Origin of the sequence: Paraburkholderia sp. Ac-20340 (genome assembly GCF_017104965.1) — a bacterium.
In the GTDB taxonomy this organism is placed as follows: Bacteria; Pseudomonadota; Gammaproteobacteria; order Burkholderiales; family Burkholderiaceae; genus Paraburkholderia.
The window spans coordinates 1-21,266 of the sequence record NZ_JAAGPR010000029.1; the positions used below are offsets into that span (position 1 = coordinate 1).

At 65.5% G+C, this 21,266-nt stretch carries 17 protein-coding genes and 1 pseudogene; 7 read left to right on the forward strand and 11 right to left on the reverse strand.

Going from position 1 to position 21,266, the window contains the following annotated elements:
* The 4 genes from G3N59_RS27925 to G3N59_RS27940 all read left to right on the forward strand — a co-directional run.
* On the forward strand, positions 1 to 202 hold a 202-nt coding region (locus G3N59_RS27925), incomplete at its 5' end, for a hypothetical protein (RefSeq protein WP_205986066.1).
* 401 nt (positions 203 to 603) lie between these two features.
* Positions 604 to 1,281: a CsgG/HfaB family protein gene (locus tag G3N59_RS27930; protein ID WP_205986067.1), complete on the forward strand. Its 678-nt coding sequence runs from the start codon at positions 604 to 606 to the stop codon at positions 1,279 to 1,281.
* A 65-nt stretch (positions 1,282 to 1,346) separates the two neighbouring features.
* The gene (locus G3N59_RS27935; protein WP_205986068.1) at positions 1,347 to 1,712 is read left to right on the forward strand and encodes a DUF4810 domain-containing protein; all 366 of its coding nucleotides are present in this window, start codon (positions 1,347 to 1,349) and stop codon (positions 1,710 to 1,712) included.
* Between the two features lie 14 nt (positions 1,713 to 1,726).
* Positions 1,727 to 2,389, forward strand: a complete 663-nt coding sequence (locus G3N59_RS27940; RefSeq protein WP_205986069.1) for a DUF799 domain-containing protein — start codon at positions 1,727 to 1,729, stop codon at positions 2,387 to 2,389.
* A 147-nt stretch (positions 2,390 to 2,536) separates the two neighbouring features.
* On the opposite strand, the gene rpoD is transcribed toward G3N59_RS27940, so the two are convergent.
* Both rpoD and G3N59_RS37465 read right to left on the reverse strand, forming a co-directional pair.
* A complete protein-coding gene (gene rpoD, locus G3N59_RS27945; protein ID WP_205986070.1) occupies positions 2,537 to 4,516 on the reverse strand; it encodes an RNA polymerase sigma factor RpoD in 1,980 nt (659 codons plus the stop codon).
* A 528-nt stretch (positions 4,517 to 5,044) separates the two neighbouring features.
* Entirely contained in the window at positions 5,045 to 5,311 is a 267-nt protein-coding gene (locus G3N59_RS37465) for a GFA family protein (RefSeq protein ID WP_346777951.1), read from the reverse strand.
* Here G3N59_RS37465 and G3N59_RS37470 point away from each other — a divergent pair.
* Positions 5,228 to 5,467 (forward strand): hypothetical protein, encoded by a 240-nt coding sequence (locus tag G3N59_RS37470; RefSeq protein WP_346777953.1) that lies wholly within the window; start codon positions 5,228 to 5,230, stop codon positions 5,465 to 5,467. The two genes, G3N59_RS37465 and G3N59_RS37470, sit on opposite strands and share 84 nt — an antisense overlap.
* Before the next feature lie 308 nt (positions 5,468 to 5,775).
* On the opposite strand, the gene G3N59_RS27955 is transcribed toward G3N59_RS37470, so the two are convergent.
* Positions 5,776 to 6,117, reverse strand: coding sequence for an XRE family transcriptional regulator (locus G3N59_RS27955; protein WP_205986072.1), 342 nt, complete (start codon positions 6,115 to 6,117; stop codon positions 5,776 to 5,778).
* A gap of 80 nt (positions 6,118 to 6,197) precedes the next feature.
* Here G3N59_RS27955 and G3N59_RS27960 point away from each other — a divergent pair.
* Positions 6,198 to 6,944 (forward strand): annotated as a pseudogene (locus G3N59_RS27960) (hypothetical protein); the annotation flags it as partial.
* A 409-nt stretch (positions 6,945 to 7,353) separates the two neighbouring features.
* A complete protein-coding gene (locus G3N59_RS27965; protein ID WP_205986074.1) occupies positions 7,354 to 8,220 on the forward strand; it encodes an SAM-dependent methyltransferase in 867 nt (288 codons plus the stop codon).
* Positions 8,221 to 8,236: 16 nt separating this feature from the next.
* On the opposite strand, the gene bcsR is transcribed toward G3N59_RS27965, so the two are convergent.
* The 8 genes from bcsR to bcsZ form a co-directional block, all read right to left on the reverse strand.
* Positions 8,237 to 8,452, reverse strand: a complete 216-nt coding sequence (gene bcsR, locus G3N59_RS27970) for a BcsR/BcsP family cellulose biosynthesis protein (protein WP_205986075.1) — start codon at positions 8,450 to 8,452, stop codon at positions 8,237 to 8,239.
* A complete protein-coding gene (bcsG, locus tag G3N59_RS27975; protein WP_205986076.1) occupies positions 8,453 to 10,039 on the reverse strand; it encodes a cellulose biosynthesis protein BcsG in 1,587 nt (528 codons plus the stop codon).
* Positions 10,040 to 10,120: 81 nt separating this feature from the next.
* Positions 10,121 to 12,760, reverse strand: coding sequence for a UDP-forming cellulose synthase catalytic subunit (gene bcsA / locus G3N59_RS27980; protein WP_205986077.1), 2,640 nt, complete (start codon positions 12,758 to 12,760; stop codon positions 10,121 to 10,123).
* On the reverse strand, positions 12,757 to 13,614 hold the full coding sequence (bcsQ, locus tag G3N59_RS27985; protein ID WP_205986078.1) for a cellulose biosynthesis protein BcsQ: 858 nt from the start codon (positions 13,612 to 13,614) through the stop codon (positions 12,757 to 12,759). Before bcsQ ends, bcsA begins: the two co-directional genes overlap by 4 nt.
* The gene (locus G3N59_RS27990; RefSeq protein WP_205986157.1) at positions 13,611 to 13,886 is read right to left on the reverse strand and encodes a hypothetical protein; all 276 of its coding nucleotides are present in this window, start codon (positions 13,884 to 13,886) and stop codon (positions 13,611 to 13,613) included. Before G3N59_RS27990 ends, bcsQ begins: the two co-directional genes overlap by 4 nt.
* Position 13,887: 1 nt before the next feature.
* On the reverse strand, positions 13,888 to 15,801 hold the full coding sequence (bcsE, locus tag G3N59_RS27995) for a cellulose biosynthesis protein BcsE (protein WP_205986079.1): 1,914 nt from the start codon (positions 15,799 to 15,801) through the stop codon (positions 13,888 to 13,890).
* Positions 15,802 to 15,901: 100 nt separating this feature from the next.
* Positions 15,902 to 19,960 carry a cellulose synthase subunit BcsC-related outer membrane protein gene (locus G3N59_RS28000; RefSeq protein WP_241024319.1) on the reverse strand — a complete coding sequence of 1,353 codons (4,059 nt, stop codon included), beginning with the start codon at positions 19,958 to 19,960 and terminating at the stop codon, positions 15,902 to 15,904.
* Complete coding sequence (gene bcsZ, locus G3N59_RS28005) at positions 19,930 to 21,264, reverse strand: cellulose synthase complex periplasmic endoglucanase BcsZ (protein WP_205986080.1); 1,335 nt, start codon at positions 21,262 to 21,264, stop codon at positions 19,930 to 19,932. The genes G3N59_RS28000 and bcsZ overlap by 31 nt, the downstream gene beginning before the upstream one ends.
* Between the last annotated feature and the right edge of the window lie 2 nt (positions 21,265 to 21,266).

The window sequence follows — 21,266 nt, forward strand, 5'->3', positions numbered from 1 at the left end:
AGTGCGGATTGCCCGTGTGAAAGTAGGTAATCGTCAGGCTCCTTATGCAGTACGTCCAGAACCCCGGTCTCTCACAGCGAGAACCGGGGTTCTGGCGTTTACGCGGGCGGAAAAAGCACGCGCAGATCGCATCGATCGCGTGCCTTCTCCGCATACAAAAAATCGCCGAATGCGATTTAAATCGCGTTTTAAAGCTCTTTAATCCGATTTGAAGCGCGCGCAAATAAAAATCTAATACGCATTAAATCGTCGATTTCCTAAAGTTTCTCTAAAACCCGCCGATACACGCGTGTGTAGTGTTTAACTACTGACTTAAAAAACACGCAACACCAACAAGAATCCGGGGGCTTCTGCGCATGCGCCAGCGTGCGGGAAGCGAGAAGCATGCATTGCCGATGGAATGACCACACGCGCAGCGACATACTGCGCCTCTTGCGTTCGCCACGACGCGATGCGCAGCGTATTCGCGTCTTATGCCTCCAGCGCATCTTCCGCCACGCTGCATTGCGCAGCCGCTCCCTGTTCTCCAGCCACTTCACTTCGCGCGTGCCGCAATGCACGCGCTTGTCGTTGTCGTTTCCGTTCTAAAACCAGGGAGAATCCATGAAGCTGTCCAGAACTTGCGCTGCCGTGCTCGCCGTCGCGGCCGTTGCCGCACTAAGCGGTTGCGCTACCGAATCGTCGCGCGCATTGCCGGTCGCGCCGGTCGCAAGCGCGCAGCGCCCGGCTGTCGGCAAGCCGGTGCAGATCGCCGTCGGTAAGTTCGATAATCGCTCAGCCTATATGCGCGGCATTTTCTCCGACGGCATCGACCGTCTCGGCGGCCAGGCGAAAACCATTCTGATCACGTCGCTGCAGCAAAGCGGCCGCTTCAGCGTTCTCGATCGCGACAATCTCGACGAGATTCGTCAGGAAGCCGGCTTCACGAAGAAAGCCCAGGCAATCAAGGGCGCCAACTACGTCATTACTGGCGACGTGACCGAATTCGGCCGCAAGGAAGTGGGCGATCACCAATTGTTCGGCATTCTCGGCAGCGGTAGGAACCAGATTGCATACGCGAAAGTGAATATCAATGTCGTCGATACGACGACGTCGGAAGTAATTGCATCGGCACAAGGCGCGGGCGAATACAGCCTGTCGAATCGCGAAATCATCGGCTTTGGCGGCACCGCAAGCTACGACTCGACGCTCAACGGCAAGGTGCTCGAACTCGCGATTCAGGAAGCTGTCAACCACCTGGCCGATCAGGTCGATGCGGGCGCACTGCGCACCGCGCATTGAGCACGCGCGATTCGCGACTGGTGCTTCACGCTCGATCACAACAAATACGCAAACGGGGTTTTGCAATGAAATACATCGGCACGCTTCGGGGAATCTGCCTGCCCATCACGGCGGCGACATTGGTGCTTGCGGGCTGCGCGCCCGCCACGCCGTCGCTCTATCAATGGACCGGTTATCAGCCGGAAGTCTACGACTACCTGAAGGGCGAAAAGGCGCCGCAGGAGCAGATCGACGCGCTCGAAAAGTCGCTGCAGGAGATCCGTGCCAAGGGCAACACGCCGCCGCCGGGTTTCCACGCGCAACTGGGGATGTTGTACGCCAATGTCGGTAACGACACGCAGGCCATGCAGGAATTCGACGCCGAGAAGCATCTCTTCCCGGAATCGACGACCTATATGGACTTCCTCATGAAGAAACCGAAACAACAATAAGCGAGCGTATCGATATGTCCAGATTTTCTTCTCTCAAGCTCTGGCTGGCGCTGTCCGCGCTCGCGTTGCTGGCCGCCTGCGCGCATCCGGCCAAGAACGTGGATTACACGGCGTTCAAGAACGCCCGTCCGCGCTCGATTCTCGTGCTGCCGCCCGACAACTCGACGACCGACGTCAACGCGTCAAACAGCATGCTGTCGCAGATGACGATGCCCCTCGCCGAAGCCGGCTACTACGTGATTCCGGTCGCGGTGATGGAAGAAACGTTCAAGCAGAACGGCCTCACCACGGCAGGCGATATCCAGCAGACCCCAGCTGCGAAGCTGCGTGAGATCTTCGGCGCCGATGCAGTCGTGTATTCGACGATCACCCAGTACTGCACGCAGTATCGAGTGCTTGCGAGCGCAACGATCGTGACGGCGTCGGCGAAGCTGGTGGATCTCAAGAGCGGCGACGTTCTCTGGCAAGGTTCGGCAACGGCCAACAGCGAAGAGAGCAACAACAACGGCGGCGGACTGATTGCGATGCTGGTCATGGCCGCAATCAAACAGGTCGCGAACTCGCTGACCGACAAGAGCCACGACATCGCGGGCATCACGAGCTATCGCCTGTTGCACGCGGGTGCGCCGACGGGCTTGCTCTACGGTCCACATTCGCCGAAGTACGGTACGGACTAAGCGACGTTCGACGCAATCGCGATTCCCTTCGCGACAAACGTACCAAACGTACCAGGCGCACCAAACAAAAAGCCCGTCACTTTCGTGACGGGCTTTTTCATTCCAGCGCCGGATCCAGTCCGACGTAGCGTAGCGATAAAACCGCTATTAACGCTCCAGGAACGGACGCAGCTTGTCGGCGCGGCTCGGGTGCATCAGCTTGCGCATCGCCTTGCTTTCGATCTGGCGGATACGCTCGCGCGTCACGTCGAACTGCTTGCCCACTTCCTCGAGCGTGTGGTCCGAGGTCGTGTCGATGCCGTAACGCATACGCAGCACCTTCGCTTCGCGCGGCGACAGCGCCTTGAGCGCTTCGTCGATGGCGGCACGCATGTTCGCGTGGATCGCTGCATCGGCGGGCGAGCTCGACGATGCGTCTTCGATCATGTCGCCGAGCGTGGCATCGCCGTCGTCGCCGACCGGGCTTTCGAGCGAAACCGGCTGCTTGGCGATCTTCAGGATGCCGCGCACCTTCTCTTCGGTCATGCCCATGCGAGCCGCCAGATCGGCCGGATGAGCTTCCATACCGGTCTGCTGGAGGATTTCGCGCGAGATGCGGTTCAGCTTGTTGATCGTTTCGATCATGTGCACCGGCACGCGAATCGTACGCGCCTGGTCGGCGAGCGCACGCGTCACAGCCTGACGAACCCACCACGTTGCGTAGGTCGAGAACTTCCAGCCGCGGCGGTATTCGAACTTGTCCACCGCCTTCATCAGGCCGATGTTGCCTTCCTGGATCAGGTCGAGGAACTGCATGCCACGGTTCACATACTTCTTCGCGATCGAGATCACGAGACGCAGGTTGGCCTTGACCATCTCGCCCTTGGCTTGACGCATCTTCGATTCGGCAGCGGTCATGCGGCGGTTGATCGCCTTGATCTGCTGCAGCGAGAGCGAAGCAGCGGCTTCGATCTCAGCGAGCTTGCGCTGTTCGGCCTGGATGGCCGGCAGGCTACGCTCGATGGCGGGACCGTACTTGCTCGACGAAGCGGCAGCACGCACGCCCCATTCGAGATCGGTTTCCTTGCCCGGGAACTGCTCGATGAACGCCTCGCGCGGCATGCCGCAACGGTCGACGACGATCGCCAGCACATTGCGTTCGATCGCGCGGATACCCGCGACCTGCTCGTGCAGCAGCGTGCACAGGCGGTCAATCGTGCGAGCCGTGAAGCGGATCTGTGCGAGTTCCTGCTGGATGTCCGCGCAGATCTGCATTTCGGCGGCCGTCGCGCGAGCGTCGGCGTCGGTCGTGCAGGTCATCTGTTCGAACAGCGCGCGCACGCGTGCGAAGATCGCCAGGCTGTCAGCCTTGAGCTGGGCCAGTTGCGCTTCGTTCGCCTTGGCGTTGTCTGCTTCTTCGTCGCTGTCGTCGCTATCGTCCGATTCTTCTTCGTCCGATGCCTGAGCTTCGACGGCGTCATCGGCTTCGGCTTCTGCGGCGGGTGCGGGTTCCTGCTCGGCGTCACCGCTGCCGATGCCGTCGACGAGTTCGTCGATGCGCATCTCTTCCGCAGCAACGCGGTCTGCGTCGGCGAGAATCGTCGCGACGATCGACGGGCAAGCCGCGATCGCCTGGATCATTTCCTGGAGACCGTCTTCGATGCGCTTGGCGACTTCGATTTCGCCTGCGCGCGTGAGCAGCTCGCTCGAACCCATTTCACGCATGTACATGCGGACCGGGTCGGTCGTGCGGCCGAATTCCGAGTCGACGGTCGACAGCGCGACTTCGACTTCTTCGTCGGCTTCGTCGTCGGCCTGCTGGTCGGCACGTGCTTCGTCGTTCAGGAGCAGCGTGTCGGCGTCCGGCGCCTGCTCGTAGACCTGCACGCCCATGTCGTTGAAGGTCGCGACGATGGTTTCCAGCGCGGCCGTCTGCGCGAAGTTATCGGGCAGGTGGTCGTTAATGTCGGCGTGGGTCAGGTAACCGCGTTCACGGCCGAGCTTGATCAGCGCGCGCATCTGGTGCTGACGCTTTTCGAGCTGCGAGGAACCGTCCATTTGAGTCGTATCGCCGGTCTTGTCCTTGGATCCGCGGCGTGCGGTGCGGGTAGACGAGGCCAGCGCGTCTTCCCGGTCATGGCTAGTCAATACATTCTCCTCGAGAGGAATGCCCGGCGAGGGCAAAAAGGGTCACGCGCCAGCGGCGTGGCGTCCTGGCGATGACGAAATTGCAGGGGAATGGGCGGGGGCGCGTGCCGGCCCGCCGAGCGAGCGCCAAACGCACAGGGGCGTGGCGTCCTGGATTTTCGTGCAATGCAGAAAGATCGCGTATGGTAGTGCGTTACGCCATAGGAGGCAACCTGTATCGTCGCGCGGACGCACAGATCGCCCCTTGCAGGGTCGAAACGTTTTAGATACGACGTCTGAGTGGCGCTGTTGAGCGCTCCGCGTTCTCTCAAGCGCGTGATTTGACGCAATAACCGGCCAATGGTTCGCACGTTTTCCTTCGTTGGACAAACGGCCAGGCGGTGCCGCAGCAAAATTGCGTCGAAATGGCGCAGGGATGCACGTGGCACACTACGATCGCTCCCCATTACGGCGACTGCGGCGTGCCAACCCATCATTATGAACGTACTTGCGCGCTTGTGCGTTGACTTCGGCAAGTGCGCTGGAATATTACGAAGGAAATTCGTCATATTGAGGCAATGCGTCAGTAATCTCGTACCACGGCGCTTTCGATGCGACGAAGAGATGCCCTTGAGGGCGAATCGTCGGCGCATCGAGAAGCGTACCCAGCGTCACGTGCACATACGCGCCTTCGCGTACGACCGAATACAGCAGCGAGCCGCAACGTCCGCAATGGACATCGTGTGCGGCATCGACATCTCCATAAACCGAAACCTCGTCCCGACCCTGTTCAAGACGCAAATGCGCGCGCTCGATACCTGCGAACGGTTTGAAAGCCGCGCCGGTTGCACGCCGGCACTGCGAACAATGGCAGTTGAAGGCGTAGCGGAATGCATCGGCGACGCGATAGCGCACGGCGCCGCAGAGGCACTGGCCTCGCAGCGATGCAGCGCGATCGTCAGTCGACGGTGAATTCATGGTGACAGGCAAGCAAACGAAAAGTTACGGGCGGGTCGCGAAACGCGACGGCCTTCTCTATATATAGACACTCGCCGAAAAAACGAGGCCTTGTTTCGCATAGGTTCCCGCTCGAGCCGAAAGGTCACCGGTTATGGGAGCGTATTGCCCGCATCGTGCCTATTTCTATGCAATGTCGGTGCGACAAGGCACACAAGCAAGTCTGGAAAGCGACTAAACCTGCCTTTTTCGCTCGTATGCCATGCCTGCTGGCGACCTTGTTCCCAAATCGGGTTACCTAAGATGCCATGCACGGTTCTCGCTCACGCGCGACCGGCCCGCTCGCGCAGTTCCTTGAGCCCCTTGATGACCACGAGCAGCGCGCGCCCGTGCTCCTCCGATCCGTCCCAGACATCGACGATGGCATTGCGCAGCAGGTCGTTATACGCCGACGCATGCCGCGAGGCGGCATCCATATTGTAGAAATTGCATAGCTTATTGAATGACGCGCTGCGCCGAACCCTGCGCCCATTCGATAGACGCAACCGCGAAACCGTGGGCTGACTAACCCCCGAAAGCCGCGCGATCTGGCTGGACGAGCGCGTGTCTGCCGCTAGCCGGCGCAGCAGTTCCTGCACGGGAAAATGAGTGTCTGGGCCTTCCATGTCATGCATTATACCTATACAGTAACGTTTATTGAATTGCCTGCCGAATCCGGTGGGCTCGGCGCATTTCGAGGAAGTCGATGGCACTGAAACACCTACCGCCCACGTTCTGCTGGTCCAGGATCGGTTCCGAAACGGGAGAAGATCTCCCGACGATCGTCCTGCGCAAGGAGTGGGAGCGCCGTCTGGGCGGTGGGCGTTTTCTGTGGGGCATCAGTCAGTCGCTCGGCAACAGCGCGCAGCTTGCCGCGCTGCGTACGGGCTCGCTGCTGGCGTTGTTCTCGCCGGCGGCCAGTCGCCCGCGTGTGGCCGACGTGCGGCGCGAAGACGCGCTGGTCTGGAACGCCTGGGTGGATGCGAGCGGGCAGGTGCGTCAGCTACCGCAACATGTGTTCGTGACGAGCCGCACGCGCTTGCCGTCGGGCAAGCTGCGCGATCATCACTACGCGCTCGTGTGCGCGTCGCCCACCGAACTCACGCTGGGTAGCGGCCTGCGCGTGCAGCCCGAGCGTCTGCGTAGCGTCAGCACCGCGAAGGCGCCGTGCGCGTCGCAGGGCACCGTGGTCGTGGACCGCATCGGCACGACGGAACGCGCAGGCGCGGAATTTGGCGCGAACGGTTATCCGGTTGCGTTCGGCGTCGAACTGGAAGCGCCGTATTTCGTGAAGCTCGTGCAGCCCACGCGCGTGAAGGCGCGCGACATGGCGAAGCTGCACGAAGCGGTACGCAACGCCGATCTCGACGCCTATATCGACCTCACGAAGCGCCTGCGCAGCGAGGCATCGGCGCAACACACGCGCGGCGTAACGAGCGATCTGTTCGAGCTGGTGACGCAGGCGCGCGAAACCGCCGCGGTGCATCTGGCCGCACGCGAGGCCGAAAGCGACACGCCAGCGCACATCTCCCGCACACGCTGCGGCGATTGGCCCGCGATGCCGGCAACTTGCGGCCAAAGCGGCCACAGCGGCCACAGCGGGGATACGCACGAACTCTTCGCACGCGACCTGTTCGATACGGTGCCCACAGACTGCGGCGCGACCGCGCGACAAAGCGGCACCAGCACCGGCTTGCGGAGCGTCCGCACGCTAGCCGCATCACGCAAGGCCGACTGGACGCAATTGACGATGGAACTGTTCCACGGCGATCCTTACCCGTACCCGCTTCCCCACAAGCGCAGCCGAGGCCGCCCGACGCTGTCCTGAAGCGTCCCCGAAGCCGCCACAGATGGAGAGCGCGATGACGATGGAAGCCGCCCGCACCGCGATCGGGCCGATGGCGCTGGTTGCCGTCGAGCAGCGCCTGGCGCCGTCGCGTCGCATCGTCCACGACGAACTCGCCGAATCCTTCCTGCCCACCGCTGCGCGCTGGTTTCTGTCGATGACGGGCGCGCGCACGGCCACGCGCATGAGCGCCATGGCCGAGCGTCACTATCCGGGGCTGTGGGGCGGCTTGCTCTGCCGCAAGCGCTACATCGACGACAAGCTCAGCGAAGCGCTGCCGCAGATCGATGCATTCGTGAATCTGGGCGCGGGCTTCGATACCCGTGCGCTACGTCTGCTCGACGACAACCGCGTGCCTGCGTGGGAGCTGGATCAGCGCGCCAATATCGAAACGCGGCGCGCCCGTTTGAAGCAACGCTATGGCCGGGTGCCCGCGAATATGACGCTCGTGGCGATCGATTTCGAGCATCAGGCGCTCGACGCTGCGCTTGCCGCGCAGGGTTACCGGCGCGAGCTGCGCACGTTCTTCGTGTGGGAAGGCGTCACGCAATACCTGGACGAAGCGTCCGTGCGCGCCACCTTCGCGTTTCTCTCTCGCGCAAAGCCGGGCAGCCGCCTGGCTTTCACCTATATCTGCAGTGATTTTCTCGAAGGCGACGTACCGCCGGGCATGGCGCCGCTTTATCGCCGCTTCGTCGCGTCGCGCCCGGTCTGGCGTTTCGGTCTCGATCCGCAGGCGCTGCGTGCGTTTCTCGCGCCCTACGGCTGGCGCGCCATCGAGCAGCTCGAACCCGCCGCACTCGCGCAACGCTATATCGAACCGACCGGCCGCAACCTGAGCTGCATGCCGATCGAGCGCACCGTCTACGCCGAGCGCGTCTAGACGCGCCATCGCCCAGTTATGCCGATGAGTCGTCCGTTTCGGGCTTGAGTTCGAGCACGGCGGCCACGAGCGGCCAGCGCCCGGCTGCGTCCTGCCAGGCTTCGAGCGCCTGCACATCGTAGTAGCGATCGGCATCGACGCCATCGACCAGACGCGCGAGCGCATCGATATCGCCGGGCAGCAACGGACTGCGACGCGAGCGACGCGAACTGCCCCAGAGTTTCAGCGCCATTTACTTGCCCTCCACCCAGACGCCGTCCGGCGTGTGAATCACGTAACCCGATGGCGTGGCCATCGTCACGGTGCCTTCGTTTTCGCCCACCATGCGCGTCTGCGGCAGGTTCTGCGCGTAAGTCGCGAGCGGTTGCGCGCCAACCGCGAACGGGCTTTTCGCCACCAGATTCGCGAGCAGTTGCGCGAGCGCCAGATAGCTCGTCGGCTGGTCGATCGTCACCGGGCCGCCCGCGTGGTCGGTGCCGGCCGGCAGGCCGACCACCTTCACGCCCACCGGCACGTGGACGATATTCGGCGTGGGGATTTCGCGCATGCCGGCGATCTGGTTCTCTTCGCCGCGCAGCGCAGCGCCGTGCTCCGGCACGAACACGATCACGGCCTTGCGACCCGACTGGGCGACGAGGTTGATCACTTTATCGACGTCGCCCAGCAGCGTCTGCAGGCGGATCGGATACGACTGAAGGCTCGTGAGATTGTTGTTCGGCAGGCGGTTGCCGTCGTGCATCGACACCGTGTTGTAGTAGAGCGCCACCGGACCGCCGCCCGCCGCAATGCGCTGCTTGTACCAGCGCGCGATCACGTCGTAGTCGTCGTACAGATTCGAGTTGTCGAATTCCTTCATGAACACGGGCAGGCCGTCGTTCGACGGAATCGTCACACCCGGCACGCCGATTTCGTTGATCACCGTGCCGCGGAAATTGTCGAAGCGGCCGTTGTGGTTGAGCAGCGCGTTCGGCGTGAAACCGGCCTGCGCCAGTTGCGTGAACAGATGGCACTCGGGCGGCGCGGGATCGTAGAGCGCCTTGTGCGCCTCCTGTCCGCAGGACGCGCGCAGCACGCGGATCGCCGCCGGGCCGCTATAGCTCGCGCCCGAGCTGAAGTTCTGGAACACGTAATCGAAGCGCGAGAACAGCGGGTTGTTGCGCATCTTCACGACATCCATATCGTCCCAGGACAGCGAGCAGATATGCACGACGATGATGTCGAACTGCGCGCTCGTATCGCTCGTGAGCGGCGTGAAGGTGACGTGGCGGCCTTCCTCGTTGGAGCGGAAAGCGGCGAGTTGCTGGTCGTAACCGCCGGCCTGTTCGTTCTTCGGCTCGTTGGCGTTGCGGTTGGTGTTATCGCCGTTGTCGCTATTGTCGGCGAGCGCGCTGGTGGCGTTCGCGACCAGCGTGCCCGCGCCCTGATAAAGCGGAATGCCCACGAGCGCGATTAGCACCAGCGTCGTCACGCGAATCCAGCGATTGACGAGGAAGTAGAGCAGCACCGCCAGCACGGCCGCGATGATCGCCTTGAGCGACACGAGACGACCGAGCAGTTCCAGCATGTACGACGGCGTGAAGGTCAGCAGCACCGGAATCTGCGAGATCGCCCGGCTGATCGGCGGCCAGCCCGACTCGTGATAGAAGAGCACGAAGCCCGCGACGATCGCGAGCACATTGCGCGTGATGCGCAGCCAGCGCCAGTGCAGCGGCACCAGCAGCGCGACGGCGAACAGGATGTTCAGCAGCCAGACGATCTGCAGCTTCCCGAGCGAGAAGAGATACAGCTTGGCGGCGAAGTAGAGATTCCAGAGGCCCATAGTGAGTCGCGTTCCAGCGTAATTGCGGCGTGAATTCGGTGGTGCTGCTGCGTTTCGAATAGCGATAAATACGGCTGCGCGTTACGGCTGACGCGCCGGTTTGCCCCCTTCGTCGCGCCGCCGCGTGAAGATGTTCTCCAGCGCGTCGAAGAAGGCGTCGGCCAGACGCAGATACCCTTGCCAGCTCAGCAGGATCAGTTCGACGAGACCGTTGAGCGGCGCGTCGTCGCGCGGCACGTCTTCCCATTCGAGCCAGGCGTCGGCGCGACCGAACGTGCATTCGACCAGACGCCGTTCGCGCTCGATCGACATATCCTCGAAGCGAATCCCCAGGCGCCGGTCCGCGAGCCGCGCGACCACCGCGGGGAAGTCGTGCTCGACCGAGCCGCGCGAAAGACACACGCTCACGCGCTCGCCGGAATCGAGTTTTTCGTCGCCCGCTTCGACGGGCAGCACGAGCCCCAGACCGCCCATCGAATAGTTTTCGGTCTTGCAGGCGAGCGTGCGGCCGTCGGGCAGCGTGAGCATGGCGGGCACGCGCAGCGGAATGCGGTGCGCCACGCGCACCTGACGCGCTTCCTTGGCCACGCCCACGGCCAGCCCCAGCACGGTGAGATTCACGAGCGCCCAGAACAGGTTCATGAACACCGTGGCGGGTTCGTCGGTCTGCCAGATCGTCAGACGGCCGATACCGCACAGAATCGCGACCACGTTGATGCCGAGCAGCACGAGATACGGCGTGGAGATGGTCCAGTCGAGGTAATCCTCCTCGATATGACCGCCCTTGGACGTCACGTTGAACTTGCCGAGCTTCGGATTGACGACGGCGATCGTGGTCGGCAGCACGATGTACCACGCCAGCACGCTCTCGTACGCTTCGGCCCAGAACGAATGCCGGTAGCGCCCCTGGATGCGCGAATTGGCGATCGCAGCGGTCACGAGATAAGGCAGCACGTAGGCGAGAATCACCGTCGCGGGCGTGTTGATGACGTGCAGTCCGAAGTACAGGAACGCGCACGGCATCACGAGGAAGATCAGACGCGGCAGCCCGTAGAAGAAGTGCAGCATGGCGTTGCTGTAGCACATGCGCTGGAAGAACGAGAGCCCTTTGCCGAACCACGGATTGTCGAGCCGGAAGATCTGCGCCATGCCGCGCGCCCAGCGGATGCGCTGGCCGATGTGCCCCGCGAGACTTTCGGTGGCGAGGCCCGCGGCCTGCACCGTGCGCAGATACGCCGAGGTGTAGCCATTGCGATGCAGACGCAGCGACGTGTGCGCGTCTTCGGTCACCGTTTCGGTGGCGATACCGCCGATCGACTCCAGCGGCGCGCGCTTGATGACTGCGCAGGAGCCGCAGAAGAAAGTGGCGTCCCAGAAGTCGTTACCGTCCTGGATCAGACCGTAGAAAAGGCTGCCTTCGTTCGGTACGCGATGGAAGGTGTCGAAGTTGCGCTCGAACGGATCGGGCGAAAAGAAGTGGTGCGGCGTCTGCACCATCGCGCATTTCGGATCGGCGAGGAAAGTGCCCACCGTCGTCTGCAGGAAGGAGCGCGTGGGAATGTGGTCGCAGTCGAAGATCGCGATCAGCTCGCCGCTCGTGAGCTTGAGCGCGTGATTGATGTTGCCCGCCTTCGCGTGCGTGTGTTCCTCGCGGCGGATATAGCCGATGCCCACATGCGCGGCGAAGTCGCGGAATTCGTCGCGGTCGCCGTCGTCGAGCAGGTAGATGCGCAGCTTGTCGCGCGGCCAGTCGATCGTGCTGGCGGCGAACACGGTCGGGCGCACCACCGCGAGCGGCTCGTTATAAGTGGGAATGTAGATGTCGACGGTGGGCCAGTCGTTGGGATCGTCGGGCAGCGGCGATGGCTTGCGGCGCAGTGGCCAGGCCGTCTGCACGTAGCCGAGCATCAGCACGACCCACGTGTACAGTTCGGCGGCGAACAGCACATACCCGACGATGGCTTCGGCCGGGCTGGTGAGGTGCAGCGTTTGCGTGGAGCGCCACCAGACGTAGCGGCCCGTCATGATGATCGACAGCATCACCATCAGCATGGTGGACAGGCGGCCCGGCACGCGGCGCGCGAGCATCACCACCAGCCAGACGAGGAAGAACAGCAGCACCTGGTCGCCGAGCGGCAGCGGCGTGGTGCAAATGGTGATCGCCGTGATGAAGGCGAGCACGAGCAGGCACTGGCGCAGGAAGGGCACGCTGTCGAGCGCTTCGGAGAGCTTTTCGAGGCGGTGCTGGATGCCGTCCCAGTCGATTGCCGGCAGGCGCGCCGCGATTGCTGCGCCAACGCGCCGGCCATATCGATAAAGCGGTTCGAGCTTGCGGTCGAGCCACACGCGCGCCGCGATCTTGTGCGCTTGCGGCTGCTTGTGGACCATGCGCAGATCGGCGGCGAAACGGCGGCGGCCACGGCGCGGGCGCAGAAAGAGGCGCAGGAGCCACGCGCCCGCGCTGCGGTCCTGGCCGAGGTTCAGCCGCGCGACGATATCGCGGCCGATTGCGGAAAAGGCGAGCGCGGGCCAGTCGCGTTTGCCGGGGCGCGGCGGGCGGAAAAAGAGGCGCAGCAGCCACGCGCCGAAGCCCGCATCGGTGGCCACGTTCAGTTCGGGCGCGCTCACGCGGCGCAGACCCACCCAGAGCGCGCGCCAGTAGCGAGCCAGCGGGTCGCTCACGTAGTCGGCCCAGAACGTCTGCACCCTCGCGCGGATCATCCCCGGCCTCCTGCGAAGCGGTCCGGCGGCGGCGGACTCGCACCTTCGGGCAGATCGCTGGCGAGTTCGGAGAGCGCACCCGAAGCCCAGTGCGACAGCCACGAGGCGATACCGTTCAGATCGTGCGCGGCCTGCGAGCCCGGCGCGCTGCGGCAGAAGTTCGAGCCGCCCGCGAAGGCGTTGGGCACGCCTGTATCGGCATGGACTACGTATGGCAGCATGGCCGCGCCCAGACGCGCGCGCAGCAGCGCGATCAGGTCGGTGTGAAGCTGGCGGGCCGGGACCACGGCATTCGCGACGAAGGCGGTGCGCTTGCCCGCGCGCACCAGCGCCTCGGTGAAGCGCGGCAGCGTCGCGCAGGCGGCGGCGTCGGGCGTGAGCACGCCGAGCACGAGGTCGGCGGCTTCGATCGCCTGACGCGCGTGCGCCGAAGGCCAGGGCGCGGCGTCGATCAGCGTGAGCGTGCTGGACGGCAGATCGACGCGCATGAGCAGATCGCGCAGCCAGCGGCGATTGGCGTCGAGGCGCGTCGTGCCGTCGCCGTCGTCGCTGCTGTGGGTGGTCGACTCGCCGTCGGCCGTGACGCTGCCCCACGGCAGCACCAGCACGCCGTCGTCGCTTTGCAGCGCGGCGCGCGCCCAGTCGTCGCCGGCGGCGTTCGGGTTGTAGAGATGCGTGACCAGCCCTTCGCGCGCGTTTTCGCGCAGACCGAAATGCAGCGCCAGCACGTTGCGCGGATCGCATTCAACAGCGAGCGCCGTGTGCGAACGTGCGGCCAGCAGGCCCGCCAGCGACGCGGCGAGCGTCGTGCGGCCCGCGCCGCCCACGGCGGAGACGATCGCGATGGTTTTCATGAGCGGGGTTCCGCGAGAGTGGCCGCAGAGGCGGGGTTGGCGGGCGCCGGTGCCGTGGCGGCGACCGTCGATGGGCGGCGCACCACGAGATCCTTGCGACGCTTGCCGCGGATCACGAGCGCGTCCAGTTGCTGCGGCAATTCGAGCGGGCGTTGCCGCACCGGCCGCGCCCAGTCGGGCAGGAAGCGTCCGAGGCGCAGCCGCCACGCCAGCCACCAGAGCGGCGCGGCGAGAATCAGCCCCCAGATGAAATAGCCGAAGAACATATCCATATCAGCGGGTTCCCTGAGCTTTGAGCGGCAGCGCGGCACGGCGCGGTTCGGCGCGCGTGGACGCAGCCGATGGCGCCGCCGGCGCGGTATCGGCGAGCACGGGCAACGCGGGCAACGACGGCAAGGGCCGCGCCACCGCGGCAGGCGCGACTTCGCGCGGTGCGATAAAGGCGGGAATCACGGGCGCCTGCTGTGGCTCCTGAGCCTGTTTCGTGGCCTGCGCTTTCTGCGGTTTGGCTGTTTCCTGCGCGGCGGGCGCCTGCTCCTGCACTTGCTTGTGCTCCTGCGTCGGCACATCCTGCGGCGCATTCAGCGCGAGCCAGCCGGAGTAATCGGGCGGCGTTTGCGCGTCGATTTCGTCGGTGAGCGTTTGCAGCAGCGCGCCGATCGAGCTCGAATCGCCGCAACGCTGCTCGCCCTGGAACAGCTCGGCGAGCGGGCGCAGGAATACGCGCTGGCAGACCGCATCGGCGTCGCCCAGGCGGCACGCGAAGAAGAACACGTAGAGGCTGTCACCCGCCGCCGTCATGATGTCGCCCGCGCGGCGCTGATGGCAGGCCTGCAACGCATCGACGTGCGCGACTTCGGGCATCAGCGCAAGGCGGATCAGCACGTTCGGCAACTGGATCACGCGGCTGCGTTCGACGGCGGCGCGCACGAGTTCGACGAAGTGCGTCGCGCTGACGTAGCCGCTTTCGTCGCCATGCATCACGGCGGCCAGCGCCTGACGGTAATCGGCGGGCATCGGGCGCGAGAATACCTGGCCCTGCAGACTTTCGACGATCGCTTCGACCTGCGAAAGCGTGGTGTTGCGCGGCACGACGCGGTTCGCGCCCAGATTGAGCATCAGCGATTCGTAGCGCATCGCCACGCCGTCTTCGCGCACGATGATCTTGAGCGCGGTGCCGCATTGCAGGCGCAGCGTGTGGACGTGTTCGGCGAGCGCTTCGAGGTCGCGGCTCGCGCCGAAATCGAGCACCACGGTCGCGGCGACGGCATTGCGCGCGGCGGTGAGCGCGGCCTCGTTATCGTCGACGACCTGCCACGACGGCGGCAGCACGCGCTCGTTGAGCACAGCGTCGCGCGACACGATCACGCGGCCTTCGTCGGGCGCGAGCAGACCGGCTTCGCCCGCCGAATTCGAGAAGACCCCGCCCGACACCGTCAGCCGATGATCGACCGCCGAAAAGCGCAACGGCAACGACTGGCTGCCGAGCACCGCATCGCCCGTGCGCCAGAACGCGACTTCCCAGTGGAACTGGCCCTGCGTCTGCAGCAACTGCGCCGCGCCCGCGAAGCGCGCCTGGAACGCGGCGAGCGCGGGTTGTGCGTTGTCTTCGCCCGCGCCCGGCGGCTCGGCGACCAGCAGCACGCCGTAGCGGTGCTGCGCGCACCAGTTGGCGAGCTGCGCGCCCTGGCGCGCGAGTGCGGCGGCGTCGTGCCAGGCGAAGAAGGCTTCCGCGCCTTCGATATAGAACTGGCTCGCGGGCGCGGCGCACTGGTTGGCGAGCGCCTCCAGCGCCTCGATCAGCACCTGCGCGCCGTCGCGGCCTTCGAGCGGCGTGAGCGAGCAGATATTGGCCCAGTGATGGGTGGCGTCGCGCCGGTCGATGTCGATGCCGTGCTCGCGCAGCGTGGCGGCAATGCTGGCGGTATCGCGCGTGGACAGCACGGTGGCCGGGCCTTCGAGCGCGGCGGCGGCGGTCTCCCAGAACAGCGCGTCGCGCGCGGGCGAGGCGTTGGCGTAGACGATATGCACGAGGCCCATGCCGAGCGTGGCCAGCGCGGGCGGCAAACCGTCGACGGCGAGCGGCTCGCGTTGTGACAGACGCGCGAGCAGCGACTTGCGCGGCTCGGCGGCGTGGGGCGCGGCCTGCGCCTTGCCGGCGGTGGATTCGCGGGCGGGCTGGTTCATCGTGTCGCTCCCGGCGCGGCCAGCCGCGGCGCAGGCGGGCGGCCCAGCGTCGTGGCGAGAGTCGGCAGCGCGTTGTCCATCGAAGTCTTCATACGATGCCTCAATATTCCGAGTATGGCCTGACCGGCGTCGGCGGATACGGCACCGGACCGTGCTGCGGCGTGAAGAAGTAGCGCAGGTACAGCAGGCCCACGTTCGGCGCGTAATCGCGCGAGCGGTCGAGCCGGAAGCGCCCGCCCACCGTGAAGTGCGGCGTCACGCGGTATTCGAGCGCGGCTTCCACGGCATAGCTGAAGCCGCCGCCCGAACCGCCGCCGAAATACGGCGAGCCCAGCCCGTTGGCGGCCATGTAAGCGGCGGCCTGCGACTGCAGTGCGGCGTTGGTCGGGAAATACGGCGAGCGGTCCTCGTTGGTGAACGATACGCCTACCGATCCGTCGATCTCCCACGACAGCTTGTTGTAACGCCCGGTCCAGTCGATCGGGATGCCGAACGACAGATAACTTTGCGGGCTGTAATAACCGCCGTTGCCGAAGGTATAGAAGTGCTCGTTCTTCGAGTACTTCCAGAAGTTGATCGTGAGGCCGCTCGACACGTTCTGGTCGGGCCGCTTCCAGACCGTCAGGCCGTAACCGCTGCGGATGCGCAGTTCCTGGTTGGTCGGCACGTTGGTGCCGGTCAGCAGACCGTAGCCGACGCTCGTGAACAGCGTGCCCGGACCGAAATCCTGCGCGCCGCGCACGCTGATCGCATTGCGCACCACGCCGCCCCAGGTTTCGCCCGTGACGGGATCGCGCCCGCCCGCATACGACACGAGCGTGCTCGTCATGGCCCGGCGCGACACATCGACCGACAGCGACGCGTGCGGGAAATCGTAGCGATACAGCAGGCCGCCGAGCACGCTGGTGATCGGGAAGCCGATCGGCGTGCTGCCGATATCGGCGCGCCAGTTGGTGTTCGCGCGGTTGTACTCGTAACCGGCCGCCAGCGCGACGCCCGTGGCCGTCTCGTTGACCGGATTCAGGCCGGTATTGCCGAGCGCCGCGATTTTGCCGTACTGATACGCGCTTTGCAGATCGTTGGCGGGCAGCGTGCCGGCGTTCAGATAGACGGTATCGGCGTGGAAGAAATAGTGGCCGGTGTAGCCATCCGGGATGCGCACGTAGAGCGGGATTTCGGTGGCGTGCAGCTCCGAAATGCCCGAGTCGCCCGAGAGATTCGACTGATACCACTCGGTGGCGATCTGCCCTTGCTTGCGATCTTCCAGACCTTGCAGCGCGCGGGCCGCCGATGTCAGCCCGTCGGTGGTGTCCGGCTGCGCGCCTTCGGCCTGCTCCTGGGTCTGCGAGGTGCGATAGAGGCTGGCGGCTTCGTCGTAGTCGCCGCGCGACTGCGCCACGCGCCCGGCCTGCGTCGTGACATCCGAGCGGTCCGGATAGCGCGCGCGCAGCGGATCGACCACATCCTGCGCGTCCTGATTGAGCCCTTGCGCCGTGAAGCGCCGCGCGATGGCAAGGCGCGTATCGACGTCGTCTTCGGGCGTGTCGGCGAGCACGTCGCGCACCATCTGCGCGGCCTGCGCATTGCGGCCCATGCGTTCGTAGAGGCGCGCGACCGTCAGGCGCGCATCGGCGTCGTTCGGCTGCGTGGCCAGCACCTTCTGCGCGCAGGCCAGCGCGCCCTTGTAATCGCCTTTCGCTTCCAGCACATCGGCTTCTTCGAGCAGCCAGCGGCGGTTCGACTTCAGGCGATCCGGCACGGCGTCGAGCGTGCGCTGCGCGCGGCGCAGATCGCCCGCTTCGATCAGACGGTCGGTGGCACGCACGGCGAGGCGCAGTTCCTGATCGTCGAGGCTCGCGCGCTGTTCGTCGGTGATGCCGGGCTGCGCGCGCGTGGCGTCGATCCACTTCGCCCACTCGTCGTCGCGATTGGCCGCGCCGAGCAGTTCGCCATAGCGCACGCGCACGCTGTTCGCGGCCGGATCGACCGGATGCGCGGCGAGCCAGTCCTGCACCAGCTTGAGCCCCTTGTCTGTTTCGCCGATGGCGATCCATTCGCGCCCCACCGTGGCCAGCATCTGCGGATCATTGGCGGCCGTGGCGCTGGCGGCGGCGCTGTCGAGCAGCGCGCGCGCTTCGTCTTCCTTGCCTTGCGCGATGAGCTGGCGCGCCTGCGCAAGCTGCTTCTGCGCCTTGAGATTGCCCATCAGTTCGCGCATGCCGTCGCTGCGCTGGGCGACCGGAATCGCATCGAGCTGCGCGGCGGCGCCGTCCATGTCATCGACGGAATTCAGATAGAGCGCGCTGGCGTAGCGCATGTCGGGCGCCTGCGAGACTTTCAGGCCATCTTCCATGACCTGACGGCCGAGCGCGGGCAAACCCAGATCGCGATACTGGCGCGCGAGCGTGAAGCGCGTCCAGGCGTCGTCGGGCGTGAGGCGCACGGCGTCTTCGAGCTTGGCGATGGCCGGGCTCTTGAGGTTTTGGGCGAGCAGTTGATCGGCCTGGATCGAAAGCAGGTCGGCGCGCAGGCGCTTGAGTTCCGCGGTCGAGCCGGACAGACGCGGCGCCGTGGCCGTGATCAGCGGATCGATTTCGTTGTCGCGATGCGTCGCGCGCAGCACGGTCACGAGACTGCGCAGCGCGCCCATGTCGGGCTGCTTTGCTTCGACGAGCGGGCGCAGCAGCGTTTCCGCCTCGTTCCACTTCTTCTGCGCGATCAGCGAATCGGCGAGGATGCGCGTGGCGTCGCTATTGCCCGGATCGAGCTTGAGCGCCTGACGGGCGAGCGTTTCGCCTTCCTCCGGCTTGCCCTGCGAATTGGCGGTGCGCGCGCGGCCAATGGTGCCCCAGATGCTCGCCGTCTTTTCGAGGCTGCGCCACTTGCCGGCGTTATCCGGATCGAGCTTGAGCGCGCGTGCGAACAGATCGCGCGCTTCGTCCTGACGGCCTTCGCGCATGCGCACGAGACCGAGCGCGCCGAGCGTTTCGCCGTCGTTCGGATCGGCGCGCTGGGCGCTCTGCAGCGATGCTTCGGCATCCTTGAGATCGCCGCGCTCCATTTGCGCAAGGCCGCGATTGCGCGCCGCCGCGCCGGGACCGGCCGGGCGCGCACGCGTCTGGCTGCCACCGCCGTTTCCACCGCCGTTATTCGATGCGACGACATAAGGCTTGCCGCTCGCCGCCGCCGCATTGGCCTGGGCGACGCCGTTCGGCCCGAGCTTCTTCGCGAGATCGGCGACGGTCTGCTGCGTGTCGGTGTCGTCGGGCACCTGTTGCAGATAGCGCAGATACCAGACGTAATAGGCCGGATCGTCGTGGCCCGCGCTGGCAAGCGCGCGCCGCCAGAGTTCGAGCGCTTCGGCGCGGTTGCTGTCCTGACGCTGATAGACGCCGTAGATCAGGTTCAGCCCTTCCATGCGCGTGCTGGCGCGATCGGTCAGCAGGTCGCCGAGAATCAGCGCGGAGGGCGCGTCGCCCGGGTTCTGTTTCAACCGCGCCCGCAGTTCGTTGATGACCTGCACGCGGCCCGCGCTCGTGCCCGACATGATGCGGTAGTAATCGCGAGCGAGATCGCCGCGCGGCGCGCCGTTCGGGAACAGCTTCGCCATGCGTGGGGCGGCTTCCTCTGACTTGCCCGCATTCGCCAGCAGACGGATTTCGGCGAGTTCGTTCTTGTCTTTGGTGGCCACGCGATAAGCGTCGGCGAGTTCCTGGGTGGCGGGCGCATTCGGCGCGATCTTCTGCAACTGCGCGAGCGCCTTCGCGGCTTCGGCCGGGCGGTTCATGCGCAACTCGACCTCGCCCATGAGCGCGAGCGCATCGGGCTGCTGCGGATTGAACAGCAGCGCTTTTTGCACCAGCGTTTGCGCGACGTCGGGACGGTTCTTCGACATCCACATGCGCGCGCCCGACAGCAGTTGCGCGGCCTGTGCCGAAGGCGCGGCGGCGTTCGCTGCGGGCTGCGGCGAGTTCTGCGCGCTCGGCGCCATCGCGGCGTTCTGCGCGTTCTGCGCGCGCGCAACGAATGGCGACGCCGCGATCAGCAGCGCGAGCAGCGACGACAGGCGCGGCGTCGCGCGCAGACGGGCGCGCGGTTGCTGGCCACGCGACGGGCGGGCGAGGGCGGTCAGCGCGGGGCCGGGCATCGGGTAGTCCATGCGGGCGCGACGCGGCCTTGTGCGTCGAAGTGATAAAGGCCTTGCAGATAGCCGAGGCCGAACAGCATCAGCACGCTGCTGTAGTAACCGGGCGGCGATTTTTGCGCGAGCGTGCGGCTGCGTTCGACCTGGGCGTCGGCGAGATCGGTGCGGCCCAGCGCCGACAGATACGGCGCGACCGCCGCCGAAAAGCCGCCGTTGCCCTCGTTCGAAGCCGGCGTGCCGGTTTGCGTATCGACGCGTTCGGGCGGGAAGCCGTGCGCCGCCACGAAGCCGGAGAGCGGCGTGAAGGTGGCGAGCGTCGTGCTGCGCAGCGGATCGTCATAGGCGAGCATGCCTGCCCACAGATACACGCGGATGGCGTTATAGGCGCTTTCGGCGTGCGTGGGGGCGTCGGGGCCGAAGCCGTTCTTGCCGCCGTTCTTCGCACCGTCCTTGCCGCGATAAACGACCCAGTCCGGCGAGAAACCATGCGGCGCGGTGTCGTTCACGAGCTTCGTCGAACTGTCGAGCATCGCCTTCCATTCGCTCGCCTCGGGCAGCGCCAGCGCGAAACGGCGCATCACCTGCAGCGGCACGTAGCTAGGGTTCAGACGCCACGTGTCCTTGTCGATCTTGAAGCCTGCGGGACCGGGCAGCACGGTGCGGCCGAGACCCGGCAGCGTGGCCGTTTCGGTGCGCACAATGTTGCGCGCCATGACGGTGCCGAGCGCCGTGTAGCGGCGCTCGTTCCAGAGCCGGCCCGCTTCGAGCAGCGTGTAGGCGATCCAGAGATCGGCGTCGCTGGCGGAGTTCGAATCGATCACGCCCCACGTGCCTTTCGAGGCTTGCGTCGCGCTGGCGGAAGCCGCCGCCGAGGCACCCGATGCAGCCACGGGCGCGCCCTTCTCGTCGATATCCGTGCGTCCCCAGACCCATGCGGGCAGATGCGCCGTGAGATCGCCTTGCGCCAGATTGTTCTCGGTCCACTGCAGGATCTTGTCGAAGGCCGCGCGGTCGTTCGCGACCAGTGCGAAGAAGAGCGCATACGACTGGCCTTCGGACACGGTGATCTGGCGCGGCGTGCTGGCGTCGATCACGCGGCCATCGGCGGAAAGCAGGGTGTGCTTGAACGCGGTCCAGTCGGACCACGCGCAGGCGCTTGTGCTCGCCGATGCAGGCGTCGCCTTGGCCGCAGCGGCAGGCGTCGAACCCGCCGCCTGCGCCGCGCCCGCGGCGACGGGCAGCGTAAGCAGTGCAAGCGGCGCGAACGCGCAGGCGCCAGCCGCGAGCCAGCGCGCGAGGCGGGACGATCCCGGCCGCATCG